Genomic DNA, 13,438 nt, shown 5'->3' with positions numbered 1-13,438 from the left:
TGATCGGATCGGGCTGGTTCTGCGTAAGCGGGGCATGACCGATGCACCGTCACCCACCATGCCCATGGCCAGCCGGCAGACGATTGCCCTGATCCTCACGGCGGCAGGCGCGCTGCCGTTCCTCGCTGGCCTCGTGGACGTCGCGCTTCTCGGGGGGCAGTGGCTGCAGGCCATTCAGGTCTATGGCGCGGTCATCGCGGCCTTCATCTGCGGGATCCACTGGGGGGCGGCGATGTTCGCGCCCGAGCGCATGGCGCCGCGCCTGCTGATCCTGTCCAATTTTCTGGCGCTTCTGGCGTGGCTTTCAGCGTTGCTGCCGCCGACCGCCGGCTTTCTCTCGCTGGCGGCCGTCTTCGGCAGCCTCCTGCTGGTTGATCGCCATCTCTTTCGTGCCGGGCTCTGGCCCGACTGGTTCTGGACACTCCGGATCGCCATCAGCGCCCTCGTCATCGGGGTCACCTTGCTTCTGGGGATCCTCGCGTGAAGCGGGTCGCGATCATCGGCGCCGGCATCGGCGGGCTGACCTTGGCGCGTGCTCTTTATGGGGCCGCAGAGATCACGGCCTTCGAAAAGGGCAGGGGCGTCGGCGGGAGGACCGCCTCGCGCCGCGAAGGACATTTTCAGTTCGATCATGGCGCGCAGTGCTTCACCATACGCACCGAGGCCTTCGCGCGCTGGATCGCCCCGATGCAGGAGGCGGGCGTCGTTGCGGAATGGAAGGGGCCGGTGGTCAATCTCGAGGCCGGCCGGGTGACCGGACCGCGGCTCTGGAGCGAGCGCCATTTCGTCGGCGCTCCAGCCATGAACGCCCTTGCCCGTCATCTTGCCGACGGCCTCGATATCAGGGCCGGCACCGATGTGCTGCCGCTCGAACCGGGCGGCGGGGCTCATATGCTGCGCGACGCCGACGGCCGGGACCTCGGGTCCTTCGATATCGTCGTTTCGACGACCACCCCGCATCAGACCGCCGCCCTCTTCGCCAAACTGGCGCCGGGGCTCGGTTTCTATGCGGGCCAGATGAAGGCCTCTCACGCCCTGATGCTCGGCTATGACCGGGCGCTCCCCATCGACTGGATCGCCGCCAAGGTGATGGATGGGCCGATCCGTTGGATTTCAGTCGACAGCAGCAAGCCGGGGCGGCCGGCCGGTTCGACGACGCTCGTTGCCCACACGCGCAGCGGTTTTTCCCGCCACCATCTCGATACGCCGCCGGGGCTTTTGGCGCCCATCCTCTTCGAGGCCATGCGCGCCGCCATCCCGGGCGGGCTCGGGACCCCCGACATGATCCGGTCCCATCGCTGGCGCTCGGCCATCGTCAGGCGCACCGGGCGGCCCGGGCCGTGGCACGATGCCCAAATGGGTCTTGCGGCGACCGGAGACTGGGCGGCGTCGAGCCGCATCGAGGAGGTTTGCCTGGCCGCCCTCGACCTCGCCGCGCAGCTTCGCGCGGAGCTGGGCTGACCGGCCAAAACCTTGGCGCGTCGGGGCCGCGAAGCGTTTGCATTCGGGGGGCGCGGTGACTATTGTGCGGCCAAATTCGGCCCCGCAGTCCAAGGCTTTCAATGTCCAACGATACCATTCTCCGCGAAGTCAATGAAGAGCTCCGCGGCGATCGCATGCGCGCCCTTTGGCGCAGCTTCGGGCCCTATGTGATCGGCGCAGCCGTGGGTGTCGTGCTCATTGTGGCCGCGAGCGAGGGCTGGTCGTGGTGGCAGAACTCCAATGCGGCGCGTGCTTCGGACGAGTTCTACGCCGCGCTCGACATCGCCGATGGCGACGATGCGGCTGCGGCTCAGGCGGCGCTCAACGGCGTCATCGACACCAATGTCGGTGGCTACCCGATCCTCGCGCGCTTCCGCCAGGCGGCCATTCTCGCCGAGAGCGGACAGACGGCAGAGGCCATCGCCGCCTATGATGCGCTCGCCGGCAGCATCAACAATCAGCGCCTTCGCGAACTGGCCCTCGTCTTTGCGGCCAATCTGCTCGTTGATGGCGGTGACGTGTCGGCCGTGCAGACGCGCGTCGGTGGGCTGATCTCCCCTGAAAACCCGATGCGCAACGCGGCCCGCGAAGCCCTCGGGCTCGTCCAGTACCGCGCGGGCGATCTCGCCGGCGCCGCGGCGAGCTTCGAGGCGATCACGAACGATCCCCAGGTGAACCCGCAGACGCGCAACCGCGTGCAGCTTTTCCTGCTGCAGGTCCTTTCGGAGGGCGACGGGGTGGAGCCTCCGCTCGAGAGCGCCGCCGAAGCCGAGCCCGATCCTGCGGCCGAGCCGGCCCTTGTCGAGGAAGCGCCGGCTGCCGAGGACGCGCCCGCCGAAGCCGCACCTCCGGCCGTAGAGGCCGAGCCGGCGTCCGAAGCGCCTGCGGCCGAGGCGCCGGCAGACGATGCCGTGCCCGCCGACGAACTCATCCCGGATACGACCCCGGCCGGGAACTGACGGGCGCACCGCCTGACCATTTTGCAGGAAGGACGCGGCAATGAGCGTCACCGTCGCCATTGTCGGCCGGCCGAATGTCGGCAAGTCGACCCTTTTTAATCGCCTCGTCGGGCGCAAGATCGCGCTCGTCGACGACACGCCCGGCGTCACCCGGGACCGGCGGGAAGCCGAAGGCCGGATTGCGGACCTGAAGTTCCGTGTGCTCGATACGGCCGGCTATGAGGACGTCACCGACGACAGCCTCGAATCGCGCATGCGCCGACAGACCGAGCTCGCAATCGCTGAGGCCGACGTCATCCTCTTCATGTTCGATGCGCGCGCCGGGGTGACCCCGCTCGACCAGCGCTTCGCGCAGGTGCTGCGCAAGGCGGGCAAGGATGTCCACCTCGTCGGCAACAAGGCCGAGGGACGCGAGGCCGAGCCCGGCCTGATCGAGGCCTTCAAGCTCGGCTTCGGCGAGCCCATCGCGCTTTCGGCTGAGCATGGGCTCGGGCTTTCGGACCTCCACTCCATCGTCTCCCAGGCCATCGACCGGGCCGCCGAGGCGCAGGAGCAGGCGCGCGAGAGCCTCGAGCAGTATCTGCCGCAGGTGGATGTCGACCTGCCCGAGGACGACGGCTCGACCGAGGAGGGGCCGGCGCTCCGCTGGAACCCCAACCGCTACCTCAACGTCGCCATCATCGGCCGGCCCAATGCCGGCAAGTCGACCCTCGTCAACCGGTTGGTGGGCGAAGAGCGCGTGCTGACCGGGCCCGAGGCGGGCATCACCCGCGACAGCATCATGGTGCCTTGGGAATGGGAAGGACGCACGGTCAACCTCGTCGACACCGCCGGCATCCGCCGCCGCTCGCGCGTGCAGGAGAAGCTCGAAAAGCTTGCCGTCGGCGATGCGCTGCGCGCCATCCAGTATGCCGAAGTGGTCGTGCTGATGCTCGACGCCACCATCCCGTTCGAGAAGCAGGATCTGGCCCTCGCCGATCTCGTCGAGCGCGAGGGGCGGGCGCTGGTGATCGCGCTCAACAAATGGGATCTGATCGAGGACAAGAATGCGGCGCTCTCTGCGATGCGCGAGGCCTGCGAACGGCTGCTGCCTCAATTGCGCGGCGTGCCCCTCGTGACGATTTCGGGGCTACAGGGTCGGAACATCGACAAGCTGATGAAGGCCATCTTCGCCATCGAGAAGGTCTGGAACACCCATATCTCTACAGCGCGGCTCAATCGCTGGCTCGCCGGAATGATCGAGGGGCACCCACCTCCGGCCGTCTCGGGACGCCGGCTCAAGCTGCGCTACATGACGCAGGCCAAGATGCGCCCGCCCAGCTTCATCGTCTTCGCCTCGCGACCCGACGCCCTGCCGCAATCCTATGTGCGCTACCTCGTCAACGGTATGCGCGAGGCCTTCGACATGCCCGGCACGCCAATCCGCTTCTGGGTCCGGGGCGGCAAGAACCCCTATGTGAAGGACGACTAGCCTGCGCTATTCCAAGCGCCGGGCTTGTGCCCTATGATTCAGCGGCTCAAGCGCCCCGATAAAGAGTGCGGGGTCGCAGGATCGCTTCAGAGTGTTCATCGAAATATTGATCGTCGCCGTCCTGACCATGGTCAACGGCGTGCTGGCCATGTCCGAACTGGCCGTCGTCTCGTCCCGGCCCGCCCGCCTTCAGGCGATGGCGGCCGAAAGCCGGGGGGCCGCGACCGCGTTGCGGCTCGCCAAGGACCCCGGCCGTTTCCTGTCGAGCGTCCAGATCGGCATCACGCTTGTCGGCATCCTGTCTGGCGCCTTTTCCGGCGCGACGCTGGGCGCCCGTCTCGCCGAGACACTGCGCGAACTCGGCCTTGCGCCCGGCCTTGCCGATCCGCTCGGCGTCGGTATCGTCGTCGTTGCCATCACCTATCTCTCGCTGATCGTCGGCGAACTGGTCCCCAAGCAGATCGCGCTCCGTAACCCCGAAGCCGTCGCCTCGCGCGTTGCCCCGCTGATGGCGCTGATCGCAACCGTTGCGGCGCCGCTCGTATGGCTGCTCGACGTCTCGGGCAAGCTGGTGCTGAGGCTTCTCGGCCAGTCGGGCGCCGCAGAGGAGCGGGTGACCGAGGAGGAAATCCGCACCATTCTCGCCGAGGCGACGAGCGCCGGCGTCATCGAAAGCGCCGAGCGCGAGATGATCGCGGGCGTGATGCGCTTTGCCGATCGCTCGGCACGCGGGCTGATGACACCGCGGCGCGAGGTGGAGATCATCGATCTCGCCGATCCCCCCGCAGTGATCGAAAAGCAGCTCCGCGCCTCCAAGCGCACACGCCTGCCGGTGCAGGACGGCGATGCCGACGCCATCATCGGGGTCCTGCTGCGCAAGGATCTCATCAACGTCTATGCCGAAGGCCGGCCACTCGACATCCGCAAGCTGGTGCGCGAGGCGCCGGTGGTGATGGACCGCACCCATGCGCTCGATGTGCTGAAGGCGATCAGGGCCTCCACGGTGCATCTGGCGCTCGTCTTCGACGAGTATGGGCACTTCGAGGGGGTGATCAGCTCGGGCGACGTGCTCGAGGCCATCACCGGCTCGTTCCAGAACGAGGGTGAGGCGGAGCCTGCCTTTGTTACGCGCGAGGACGGGTCTTGGCTCATCGCCGGCTGGATGCCCGTCGACGAAATGGGCGATGCGCTCGGCGTGCGGATCGCGCGCAGCGGCGATTTCGAAACGCTCGCCGGCTACGTGATCTCCGAACTCGGCCGCCTGCCCGAGGTCGGGGAGGCGTTCGATCGCAATGGCTGGCGGTTCGAGGTCGTCGACCTGGACGGCCGGCGCGTCGACAAGCTCCTGGTGAGCCGGGCGCCGGACTGAGCCCGGGCCCTTCGCTCAGAGCTCGGACCAGACGCCTTCGCGAACGTCGAACCGGGACGCGTTGCGGGTGAAGCCGGGTTCGATCATGTCGATCAGCTGGCCGGCGATGTCGGCCGGCAGCGGCAGGGTGTCGGGATCTTCTCCGGGCATGGCGCGGGCCCGCATCGCCGTCCGCACCGGGCCCGGATAGAAGACGTTGGCGCGCACGGAAGTCTGCTCGATCTCGCCCGAATAGCTCTTCACCAGCGCTTCCAGCGCCGCCTTGCTAGCCGCATAGGGGCCCCAATAGGGCTTGGCCGTATGCGCCGATGAGGAGGAGACGAAGACGGCGCGGCCAGCGCTCGACTGGCGCAGCAGCAGGTCCGTCGAGCGCACCAGCCGATAGTTTGCCGTGACGTTGAGCGAAAAGACCTTGTCGAATTCCTTGGGCGTCACATGGGCGAGGGGGCTCAGCGTGCCGAGCTGGCCTGCATTGCCCACGAGCCCGTCCAGCATGCCCCAGCGTTCGAAGATCGCCGCGCCCAGCCGGTCGATGGCGTCGCCATCCGCCAGGTCGAGCGGCACGAGCGTGGTGGTGGACCCGAGCGCCTGGATTTCGTCATCCAGCTCCTCGAGCCCGCCCACCGTGCGCGCGACGACGATCACATGTGCCCCGCGCCGGGCCGCTTCGCGTGCGGCCGCATAGCCGATGCCGCGCGACGCGCCGGTGACGAGCACCACCTTGCCCGAAAGTGTCTTTTCTTCAGTCATCTATTAGCCGGCTTCCTTGAGCAGGGAGATCTTCTTTGGCTCGTTCTTGGCGCGGCCGTTGAGATCGGTGAGCGAGGTCGGATAATCGCCCGTGAAATAATGGTCGGTGAACTGGGGCGCCTTGGGATTGCGCTTCTCGCCACCGACGGCTTCGTAGAGCCCGTCGATCGACAGAAATTGCAAGGAATCCGCCCCGATGAACCGGCACATCGAGGCCAGGTCCGGATGCTGGTTCGCGAGAAGGTTTTCCGGGTCCGGCGTGTCGATGCCGTAATAGTCGGAATGAAAGATCATCGGGCTTGCGACGCGGATATGCACTTCCCGGGCGCCCGCATCGCGGATCATCTGCACGATCTTGACCGACGTCGTGCCGCGCACGATCGAATCGTCCACCAGCACCACCCGCTTGCCCTCGATCTCGGCGCGATTGGCCGAATGCTTGAGCTTGACGCCGAAGGCGCGGATCGACTGGGTGGGCTCGATGAAGGTGCGGCCCACATAGTGATTGCGGATGATGCCGAGCTCGAACGGGATGCCGCTCGCCTGCGCATAGCCGATGGCGGCCGGCGTCCCTCCATCGGGCACGGGCACCACGACATCGGCCTCGACCGGGGCCTCGCGCGCGAGATTGTAGCCCATGGCCTTGCGGGCGGCGTAAACGCTGCGGCCGGCGACCATGGAATCGGGACGGGCGAAATAGACGTATTCGAACAGGCACATGCGCTCGGGGCGCGGCGGGAAGGGCTTGTAGGATTCCACGGTGATCGTGCCATCGGCCTGGATCTCGCAGACCACGACCTCGCCGTTCTCCACATCGCGGATGAACTTGGCGCCGATGATGTCGAGCGCGCAGGTCTCCGAGGCGAAGATCGGCTTACCGTCCAGCTCTCCCAGCACCAGCGGGCGAATGCCGTTGGGGTCGCGCGCGCCGATGAGCTTGGTGCGGGTCATCGCGACCATGGCATAAGCGCCTTCGATCGCGCCGAGTGCATCCACGAACCGGTCCGAGGACGAGGCGCGCTGGGACCTTGCGATCAGGTGCAGCACCACTTCGGTGTCGGATGTCGACTGGCAGATCGCGCCCTGCGCGATCAACCGGCGCCGAAGCGTCAGGCCGTTGGTGAGGTTGCCATTGTGGGCAATGGCGATGCCACCGACCTCGAGTTCGGCAAAGAGCGGCTGCACGTTCCGCAGAATGGTCTCGCCCGTGGTCGAGTAGCGCACATGGCCCATCGCCATGTTGCCGGGCACGCGCGCCAGCGTCATCGGATTGGTGAAATGATCGCCGACGAGCCCGAGCTGGCGTTCGGAATGGAACTGCCGCCCGTCGAACGAGACGATGCCCGCGGCTTCCTGCCCGCGATGCTGCAGCGCATGCAGCCCGAGTGCTGTGAGGGCCGATGCATCGGGATGCCCCAGAATGCCGAACACCCCGCATTCCTCATGCAGGGTATCCCCGTCGAGATCGAGATCGAAGCTAGTCGCCATTTTGCCTGCCGTGGACATGGTGTCTCCAGTCTTCAGCCCGGGTCATGGGCCGTCGGTTTCGCCGCCGCGTGGCCGGGCCGCGCAGGGCACTGCGCTTAGACCCAGCTTTGGGCGCAATCGCGTCCGCCGGCCGTCGATCCGATCACGGCTCCGTCAGGCCGTCAGATCTGCGTCTGGTCGAGCGGAGGAAGCTCTTCGCCCTGCGGCTGGGGTGCGGGCGGCACCCCGTTCTGCGGAGCGGTATCGGGCATCGGTTCTTCGCCCAGATCGGCATCGCCGCCCCCGCGCTGCAGGATGTCGGTCACCTGCCGCTCGAGGTCTTCGGGCAGCATGTCGATGAGGCTGTCGCCCATGCTCGACAGGATCGGCAGCGAGCGGGCCTGGGCGGCCCAGTCCGGCAGGCGATCACGGAAGAGCCACTGGCCGAAGATGACGAGGACGATCGCGATCAAGAGCCCGCGCGCCAGCCCGAACAGGAACCCGAAGGTGCGATCGATCGGCCCGATGCGGCTGTCGACTACGAAATCGGCGATCCGCATGGTCAGCAGGTGAAGCACGATGAGCGAGACGAGGAAGCTGACGACCACCGTCGCCGCATCCGCGATCAGCTGCTCGGCGATGAAGCCGCGCGCGATTTCGGGATGGTACTGCCACATGTAGATTGCGACCGCAGCCGAACCGGCCCAGGTTGCCAGCGACAGGACTTCGCGCGTCAAACCACGCGCGGTCGCCAGTATGGCCGAGATCAGTACGAGGACGCCGACGCCGACGTCGAATGCGGTCAACATGGATTAAGTCCGCCCATGGCTTTGCTTTGGCTCCGTTTAGCCGCTTCTGCCCGCGATGCCAAGGGCGCAGGCCCGGGGCATGGGCGATGTTCACCAAAAGCATGGCGAGGGCGGGCGATGCTCACTCTTCGGCCCGTTTCCGCCCCCGGGCCGCGATGTCGCCGACGAGCTCGGCGAGCGTCGAGACTTCGGAGACCCGAAGCCCGTCGGGCTTGTCGCCGGCCCCGAGCCGGCCGGTGACGACCGCGGAAAATCCCAGCTTCTGGCCCTCGCGCAGGCGCAGCCCGGCATGGACGACCGGGCGAATGCCCCCCGCGAGCGAGACCTCGCCGAAATAGACCGCATCGGCAGGCAGCGGCGCATCGGTCAGCGAGGAGATGAGTGCGGCGGCGACGGCGAGATCGGCGGCCGGCTCGTTGATCTTCAGCCCGCCCGCGACGTTGAGATAGATGTCGTTGGCGCCGATCCTCACCCCGCAGCGCGTCTCGAGGACGGCAAGGATCATCGAGAGGCGGGCCGAATCCCACCCCACGACCGCACGCCGCGGCGTGCCGAGCGGGGAGGGCGCGACCAGTGCCTGGATTTCGACGAGCAGGGGCCGCGTCCCCTCCATCCCGGCAAAGACGGCCGATCCTGCAGCCCCCTCGTCGCGCTGGTCGAGGAAGATGGCCGAAGGATTGGCGACCTCCCGCAGCCCGAGCATGGTCATCTCGAAGACGCCGATCTCGTCGGTCGCCCCATAGCGGTTCTTCACGCCGCGCAGAATGCGGAAGGTGTGGCTGGCATCGCCCTCGAAATAGAGCACCGCATCGACCATGTGTTCGACCACCCGGGGCCCCGCGATCTGTCCGTCCTTGGTCACGTGCCCGACGAGCACCACAGCCGCACCGCTCTTCTTGGCAAAGCGCGTCAGCGCCTGGGCGCTCGTGCGCACCTGCGTCACGGTGCCAGGGGCGCTCTCCACGCGGTCGGTCCAGAGGGTCTGGATGGAATCGATGATGACGAGATCGGGCGCCGAGCCCTGCTGGAGCGTTGCGAGGATGATCTCGACATTGGTTTCGCTCGCGAGCAGCACCTGCTCCTCGCCGAGCCCCAGCCGCTGCGCGCGCAGCCTGATCTGGGCAATGGCCTCTTCGCCCGAAACGTAGATGACGCGTTTGCCCTGCGCCGCCAGAGCCGCCGCCGCCTGCAGGAGCAGGGTCGATTTCCCGATGCCCGGATCGCCCCCGACCAGAACGGCCGAGCCCTTGACGAACCCGCCGCCCGTCACCCGATCGAGCTCGCGGAGGCCGGTCTCGATCCGCGCCGCGCTCTCGATCTCGCCCTTGAGCGGGACGAGGTCCACGGGGCGCCCGCCGGCGATGGCCGATCTGGGGCCCGCGCCCACCCCCGATTCGACCAGTTCCTCGACGAGCGTGTTCCATTCCCCGCACGAATCGCAGCGCCCCTGCCAGCGCGTGCTGACCGCGCCGCAGGCCTGGCAGACGAAACTGCTGCGTGATTTGGCCAAGACTCTCTCCTGCTCGGTTCGGGCGGTCGGCAGCTAGCTCCTAGCGCAGGGGCGGCAGCTGATCAAGAACGAAAGAGGAACGGACTTCAGCCGCCAAGCCCCTCGGCGCCGAAATAGCTGCGCGTCGCGCGGGCGAGCCGCAGATTGGTCAGCATCTCGTAGCCGATGGTGCCGGCGGCGTCGGCCTGATCGTCGACGCCGAGCGTCCGCCCCAGAATCTCGACCATCTGGCCGGGGCGCGGGGGCTGGTCGGCGAGGTCGGTGACATCGACGACGACCATGTCCATCGAGACGCGTCCGACCACGGGCACGATCCGCCCTCCGATGGCGACCCGTCCCCCGAGCCGGGCATTGCTGGCCGAAAGGCTGCGCAGGAACCCGTCCGCATAGCCGATGCCGACGACTGCGAGGCGGCTGTCGCGGGTGAGGGTCTGGCTCGCGCCATAGCCGACCGTCTCGCCCGTGCGTGCCTCGCGCATCTGGAGGATCGGCATCTCGAGCGTCACCACCTGCGACATAGGATTGCGCCGGCCCGCCACGGCGCGTCCGCCATAGAGCGCGATGCCTGGCCGCACCATCTGGAAGTGCTTTTCCCGGCCCGTCATCAGCCCCGCCGAATTGGCGAGCGAGGCCGGGATGTTGGGGAACTGCTGCAAGAGCGCCGAAAAGAGCGCGAGCTGGGTCCGGTTCTTCTCATGGCTCGGCTGGTCCGCGCAGGCCAGATGGCTCATGATCATCTGGGGCTGATAGCCGATCTGCTCGATCAGCCGCTTGACGATGCTCGCTTCATTGAGCCGGAAGCCGAGCCGGTTCATCCCCGTGTCGAAATGAAAGGCGGCCGGCAGGGCCTCGTTGCGCGAGAGGCAGGCTTCGAGCCATTCCTCCAGCATGGGCAGCGAGTTGATGACGGGCATGAGCCGCTCGCCCACATAAAGCCTCGCCGCGCCCGGAAAAAGCCCGTCGAGCACGAAGACATGCGCATCGGGCAGGGTGGCACGCACAGTGACCGCTTCGTCGGGCGTCGCGGCAAAAAAGAAGCGCGCGCCCGCCGCATAGAGCGCCCGGCAGGCCGCAACGAGCCCGGTGCCATAGGCGTCCGCCTTCACCACCGCGCCGGTGAGGGCGCCGGTGCTCACCTTGTCGAGCGCACGCCAATTGCGCTGCAGCGCGCCCAGATCGATGCTGAGCCGGCCGCCGAGGCCGGTCGGGGACGCGGGCGCCATCACTCCATCCGATCGGGCAGGTAATCCGAGCGCGCCAGATTGCCGAACCGGGTGAATTGCGCCTCGAACTGTAGCTGCACCGTGCCCGTAGGGCCGTGGCGCTGCTTGCCGATGATCACTTCGGCCCGTCCATGCACCTGTTCCATCTCCCCCTGCCACGCCAGATGTTCGGGCGTGCCCTCCTTGGGTTCCTTGTTCTTGAGGTAGTATTCCTCGCGATAGACGAAGAGCACAACGTCCGCGTCCTGTTCGATGGAGCCGGATTCGCGAAGATCCGCAAGCTGGGGGTGCTTGTCCTCGCGCGCTTCCACCTGCCGGCTGAGCTGGCTGAGCGCGATGATGGGCACTTCGAGTTCCTTGGCGAGGGCCTTGAGCGTCGTCGTGATCTCGGTCAGCTCCTGCACCCGGCTCTCGCTCGCCTTCTTGGACGAGCCCGACAGCAGCTGCAGATAGTCGACGATCAGGAGGTCGAGCCCCCGCTGGCGCTTGAGCCGGCGCGCACGCGCGGCGAGCTGCGCGACGCTGAGACCGCCCGTATCGTCGATATAGAGCGGCACCGAGGCCATGAGGTTGGAGGTGTCGACCAGCTTGTTGAACTGGCTTTCATGGATGTTGCCGCGCCGGATGTCCGAGGAGGAAATCTCGGCCTGTTCGGCAAGGATACGGGTGGCGAGCTGTTCGGAACTCATTTCTAGGCTGAAAAACCCGACCTGGCCGCCATCGATGGTCTTGGTGTGCCCATCGGGCGTCACTTCCGAGCGCCAGGATTTGGCGACGTGGAAGGCGATGTTGGTTGCGAGCGAGGTCTTGCCCATGGCCGGGCGCGCCGCGAGGATGATGAGGTCCGAGCGCTGCAGCCCGCCCATCAGCCGGTCGAGATCGACGAGCCCGGTCGCCGTGCCCGAGAGCGTGCCGTCTCGGCTATAGGCCTCGCCGGCCATGGTAATGGCGTGTTTCAGCGCTTCGTTGAAGGGCAGGAACCCCCCGTCATAGCGGCCCTTCTCGGCGAGCTCGAACAACGCCTTCTCGACGTTCTCGATCTGGACTGCGGGAGTGGTCTCGACATCCGCCTCATAGGCGGTCTGCACCATATCCTCGCCCACGAGAATGAGATTGCGCCGGATGGCGAGGTCGTGCACCGCCCGCCCGTAATCCGCCGCGTTGATGACGGTTGTCGCCTCCGCCGCGAGCCGGGCGAGATATTGCGACATGGTGACGTCTGCCACGAGGTTTTCGGGCAGATGGGTCTTGAGCGTGATCGGGGTCGCCGTGCGGCCGGCGCGGATCACCTTGGCGATGACCTCGTAGATCTCGCGGTGGATGGGCTCGTAGAAATGGCTGGCATCGAGGAAGTCCGACACCCGGTAGAAGGCCTCGTTGTTGACGAGGATCGCGCCCAGCAGCGCCTGCTCGGCTTCGATGTTGTGCGGGGCGAGCCGGAAGGATTTTTCTTCCTCGGGGCGCAGGCGGGCAACGTTGTCGGCCATCTCATCCTCCTTGGCGATGCCACGCGAGGCCGTGCCCTAGGTCGTCTTGTTAGATCGCACCGGCCGCGGGGCTTCGACAATTGTTCGAGGGACACACCGACGCAAATTCGTCATCCGTTGGACAACCTGATGTGATCAGGGGGGATAACGGGCAAGTTTACGTTTCCTGCTTGCGAATCCCGGCGTACCTCGATGTCACCGTTTAAACAGCGTGTGGCGGCATGATGAAGAAAAAGGCCGGGTCCAGACGGGCCCGGCCTTCCGATGCGGGTGCGGGGATGACGCTTATGCGTCTTCCTGACGCTCGGTCTCTTCGGCGACTTCGCCGGCTTCCTCGGAGGTCACGCCTTCGGCGTCTTCCTCGGCGCCTTCGGCCTCGCCGCCGAATGCATAGTCATCCTCGTCATCGTCATAGCTCTGGACCGTGAGGTCCTCGCCACGCGACTGGCGCTCGGCCTCGTCCTCGGAGCGGGCGACGTTGACGGTGACGGTGACTTCGACTTCGGCGTGGAGGTTGAGCGCAACCGAGTGCAGGCCGACGGTCTTGATGGGGTTCATCAGATCGACCTGAGACCGCTGGACGGTGAAACCGTCGGCGGCAAGCGCTTCCACGACGTCGCGCGAGGACACCGAACCGTAGAGCTGGCCGGTCTCGCCGGCCTGACGGATCATGGTGACGGTGCGGCCGTTGAGGCCCGATGCGATGCCGGCGGCCTTCTCGCGGCGCTCGTCATTGCGCTTCTCGATGGTCTGGCGCTCGGCCTCGAACCGCTTGCGGTTCGCTTCGGTCGCGCGCAGGGCCTTGCCCTGGGGCAGGAGGAAGTTGCGGGCGAACCCGTCCTTCACGTTCACTTCGTCGCCGATATGGCCCATGCGGCCAACGCGCTCGAGCAGAATGACTTTCATTGCAT

The 13,438-nt window shown here is 66.8% G+C and carries 12 protein-coding genes; 5 read left to right on the top strand and 7 right to left on the bottom strand.

The genetic code is table 11. The features are described from left to right. The first annotated feature begins 34 nt into the window (after window positions 1-34). The 5 genes from EMQ25_RS16370 (at window position 35) to EMQ25_RS16350 (ending at window position 5,281) form a co-directional block, all read left to right on the top strand. Window positions 35-484, top strand: coding sequence for a DUF3429 domain-containing protein (locus EMQ25_RS16370; protein ID WP_127189685.1), 450 nt, complete (start codon window positions 35-37; stop codon window positions 482-484). After that, entirely contained in the window at window positions 481-1,461 is a 981-nt protein-coding gene (locus tag EMQ25_RS16365; protein WP_127189684.1) for an NAD(P)/FAD-dependent oxidoreductase, read from the top strand. Before EMQ25_RS16370 ends, EMQ25_RS16365 begins: the two co-directional genes overlap by 4 nt. Before the next feature lie 101 nt (window positions 1,462-1,562). Next, entirely contained in the window at window positions 1,563-2,441 is an 879-nt protein-coding gene (locus EMQ25_RS16360) for a tetratricopeptide repeat protein (protein ID WP_127189683.1), read from the top strand. Between the two features lie 40 nt (window positions 2,442-2,481). Beyond that, the gene (gene der, locus EMQ25_RS16355; protein WP_127189682.1) at window positions 2,482-3,912 is read left to right on the top strand and encodes a ribosome biogenesis GTPase Der; all 1,431 of its coding nucleotides are present in this window, start codon (window positions 2,482-2,484) and stop codon (window positions 3,910-3,912) included. 106 nt (window positions 3,913-4,018) lie between these two features. Then, entirely contained in the window at window positions 4,019-5,281 is a 1,263-nt protein-coding gene (locus EMQ25_RS16350; RefSeq protein ID WP_192895690.1) for a CNNM domain-containing protein, read from the top strand. Window positions 5,282-5,296: 15 nt separating this feature from the next. On the opposite strand, the gene EMQ25_RS16345 is transcribed toward EMQ25_RS16350, so the two are convergent. From EMQ25_RS16345 to rplI, 7 genes are all read right to left on the bottom strand, one after another. Beyond that, on the bottom strand, window positions 5,297-6,031 hold the full coding sequence (locus EMQ25_RS16345; protein ID WP_127189680.1) for an SDR family NAD(P)-dependent oxidoreductase: 735 nt from the start codon (window positions 6,029-6,031) through the stop codon (window positions 5,297-5,299). A 3-nt stretch (window positions 6,032-6,034) separates the two neighbouring features. Then, window positions 6,035-7,519, bottom strand: coding sequence for an amidophosphoribosyltransferase (gene purF / locus EMQ25_RS16340; protein WP_127189679.1), 1,485 nt, complete (start codon window positions 7,517-7,519; stop codon window positions 6,035-6,037). 161 nt (window positions 7,520-7,680) lie between these two features. Then, the gene (locus EMQ25_RS16335) at window positions 7,681-8,307 is read right to left on the bottom strand and encodes a CvpA family protein (protein WP_127189678.1); all 627 of its coding nucleotides are present in this window, start codon (window positions 8,305-8,307) and stop codon (window positions 7,681-7,683) included. A 121-nt stretch (window positions 8,308-8,428) separates the two neighbouring features. Further along, window positions 8,429-9,817: a DNA repair protein RadA gene (gene radA, locus EMQ25_RS16330; protein ID WP_127189677.1), complete on the bottom strand. Its 1,389-nt coding sequence runs from the start codon at window positions 9,815-9,817 to the stop codon at window positions 8,429-8,431. 86 nt (window positions 9,818-9,903) lie between these two features. Further along, a complete protein-coding gene (alr, locus tag EMQ25_RS16325) occupies window positions 9,904-11,040 on the bottom strand; it encodes an alanine racemase (protein WP_127189676.1) in 1,137 nt (378 codons plus the stop codon). Next, on the bottom strand, window positions 11,040-12,527 hold the full coding sequence (locus tag EMQ25_RS16320; protein ID WP_127189675.1) for a replicative DNA helicase: 1,488 nt from the start codon (window positions 12,525-12,527) through the stop codon (window positions 11,040-11,042). The genes alr and EMQ25_RS16320 overlap by 1 nt, the downstream gene beginning before the upstream one ends. A 285-nt stretch (window positions 12,528-12,812) precedes the next feature. Further along, entirely contained in the window at window positions 12,813-13,433 is a 621-nt protein-coding gene (rplI, locus tag EMQ25_RS16315) for a 50S ribosomal protein L9 (RefSeq protein WP_127189674.1), read from the bottom strand. Between the last annotated feature and the right edge of the window lie 5 nt (window positions 13,434-13,438).

Source organism: Arsenicitalea aurantiaca (genome assembly GCF_003994485.1).
GTDB lineage: Bacteria > Pseudomonadota > Alphaproteobacteria > Rhizobiales > Devosiaceae > Arsenicitalea > Arsenicitalea aurantiaca.
Note: the sequence above shows the minus strand (reverse complement) of the source record. Positions and strands in the feature narration are given on the sequence as shown.